The organism is Streptomyces sp. RP5T (assembly GCF_003933965.1).
In the GTDB taxonomy this organism is placed as follows: Bacteria; Actinomycetota; Actinomycetes; order Streptomycetales; family Streptomycetaceae; genus Streptomyces.
On sequence record NZ_RSAJ01000886.1, the window covers coordinates 1 to 2,473 of the forward strand.

Sequence of the window (2,473 nt, forward strand, 5' to 3'; positions counted from 1 at the left end):
GCCGTAGACGGCGTCGGCGGCGCCCAGGACCGCGTTGGCGACGGAGAACTGGACCACGATGCCCCACAGCCACGGCCGCCCCGCGACCTCCCGCCAGCCGTCACGGAGGTCGGCGAGAATCCCGGCGCCCGGCGCGCGCGCCGGGATGTGGCTGACGTCGAGGAGCGAGCGCAGCGAACCGGCGGCCGCGAAGGCGACCGCGTCCGCCGCGAGCACCCAGCCGGGACCGACGGCGGCGACCATCGCACCGCCGAGCGCGGCACCGCCCACCGCCGCGCCCTGCATCGCCATCCGGAACACCGCGAAGGCCCGGCCGGCCTGCTCGCCGCTGACCGAGGACAGCAGCATGCCCTCGGCGGCCGGGCTGAAGAACGCGTGACCCGTGCCGCCGAGCGCGGTGAGCAGCATCATCTGCCACAGCCGGGGTTCGCCGGTCAGGACGAGGACGGCGAAGGCGCCCTGGGAGAGGCAGTTGAGGGTGTTGGCCGCGACCATCACCCGGTGCCGGGGCAGACGGTCCGCCACGGCACCGCCGATCAGCAGGAACACCACCAGCGGGAGGGTGCGCGCGGCGGCCACCAGGCCGACGTCGGCGCTGTCGCCGCCCGCCTCCAGCACCGCGAACGCGGCGGCGATCATGGCGCCGTTGCTGCCGAGGTTGGTCACGAACGCGGCGGCGGTCAGCAGGGAGTAGTTGCGGCTCGCCCAGGCGGGGCCGCGGGCACGGGAGGAGTCGGCGGAGGGGGTCACCGGCCGACTATCGCCGCAGGGGTGCCGGGTTGCCAAACCGTTTGCGGGCCGGTTCCGGCTGGTGCCCACCGGTGTCGGCCACGTCCGCGGCGGCGTCAAGGAGACGCCGATCACCTGGGGCGAGCCTGGTCAGAGCGATTTACTCGTGGGTAACATCCCGGTTATGAGCGCAGACCAGATGTCCGTCGGCGAGATGCTCGCCGCCACCGTGCCCATGGTGCGAACCCTGAACCTCGAGTTCCTGGAGACCGGCCCGGAGAAGGTCGTGGTCGCCCTGCCCGACCAGGGCGAGTTCCACAACCACGTGGGCGGACCGCACGCCGGTGCGATGTTCACGCTCGCCGAGTCGGCCAGCGGGGCGGTCGTCCTGGCCGCGTTCGGCGACCAGCTCTCGCGCGCGGTGCCGCTGGCCGTCACCGCGGAGATCGCCTACCGCAAGCTCGCGATGGGCGCGGTGACCGCCACGGCGACCCTGGGCCGCCCGGCCTCCGAGGTCGTCGCCGAGCTGGACGCCGGCCGGCGCCCCGAGTTCCCGGTCACGATCGAGATCCGCCGCGCGGACGGGGCGGTCACCGGCGAGATGACGGTGGTGTGGACCCTGCGGCCGAACGGCTGAGTTCGGCAGACGGCAGCCGGCCCGTCCGCCGCCCGGTCGCCGGCACCGCCCGTCGGCGCGCGTCGGTGTCCGCCGCTCAGGCCGCCAGCCGGCGCCCCCGGCCGGCTCCCTCGCCGCTCTCCAGCTCCGCCACGAACCCCTTGAGCCAGTCGGTGAACTCCGGGCCCAGGTCGGGGCGGGCGCAGGCCAGGCGGACCACCGTGCGCAGGTAGTCCGCCTTGTCCCCGGTGTCGTAGCGCAGGCCGTCGAAGACGACGCCGTGGACCGTGCCGCCGGCCGCGAGGGTCTGGAGGGCGTCGGTGAGCTGGATCTCGCCGCCGCGGCCCGGCGGGGTGCGGTCCAGGACGTCGAAGACCGCGGGGTCGAGGACATAGCGGCCGATGACCGCGTAGGCGCTCGGCGCCTTGTCGGGGGAGGGCTTCTCGACCAGGCCGGTCACGCGGACCACGCCCTCGTCCCCGGTCGGCTCCACCGCCGCGCAGCCGTAGAGGTGGATCTGCTCGCGCGGCACCTCCATGAGCGCGACCACGCTCCCGGCGTACCGGTCGCGGACGTCGAGCATGGTGCTGAGCAGCGTCTCGCGCGCATCGATGAGGTCGTCGCCGAGGAGGACGGCGAACGGCTGGTCGCCGACGTGGCGGCGGGCGCAGAGCACCGCGTGGCCGAGACCGAGCGGCTCGCCCTGCCGGATGTGGTGGATGTCGGCGAGGCGGGCCGGGTCGCGTACCGCGTCGAGGCGTACCGCGTCACCCTTGGCCGCGAGAACCTGTTCCAGTTCGAAGGCGTTGTCGAAGTGGTCCTCGATGGCCCGCTTGTGGCGGCCGGTGACCATCAGGATGTCGTCGATCCCGGCCGCCGCGGCCTCCTCGACGACGTACTGGATGGCCGGCTTGTCGACGACCGGGAGCATCTCCTTCGGTGTGGCCTTGGTCGCCGGCAGGAACCGGGTGCCGAGCCCGGCGGCCGGGACGACCGCCTTGCGGACCGTGCGAGTGGGGGCGGTGGCGTCGGTCGTGTGGGGGACGATCATGCGGATCATGCTGCGGTACGGGGATGAGAGCTCACCGGGAGACGCCTGGGAGCCCGCTGTGAACCCGGGCGGGGCGG

At 74.1% G+C, this 2,473-nt stretch carries 3 protein-coding genes; 1 reads left to right on the plus strand and 2 read right to left on the minus strand.

Features of this window, described 5'->3' with window-relative positions:
• A partial coding sequence (locus EHS43_RS42465; RefSeq protein WP_125195800.1) for an MFS transporter occupies nucleotides 1-750 on the minus strand: 750 nt, incomplete at its 3' end.
• A gap of 178 nt (nucleotides 751-928) precedes the next feature.
• Between EHS43_RS42465 and EHS43_RS42470 the strand changes: the two genes are divergently transcribed.
• Nucleotides 929-1,366, plus strand: a complete 438-nt coding sequence (locus tag EHS43_RS42470) for a DUF4442 domain-containing protein (protein ID WP_125195802.1) — start codon at nucleotides 929-931, stop codon at nucleotides 1,364-1,366.
• Nucleotides 1,367-1,442: 76 nt separating this feature from the next.
• On the opposite strand, the gene galU is transcribed toward EHS43_RS42470, so the two are convergent.
• Nucleotides 1,443-2,396 (minus strand): UTP--glucose-1-phosphate uridylyltransferase GalU, encoded by a 954-nt coding sequence (gene galU / locus EHS43_RS42475; protein ID WP_125195801.1) that lies wholly within the window; start codon nucleotides 2,394-2,396, stop codon nucleotides 1,443-1,445.
• Nucleotides 2,397-2,473 lie beyond the last annotated feature (77 nt).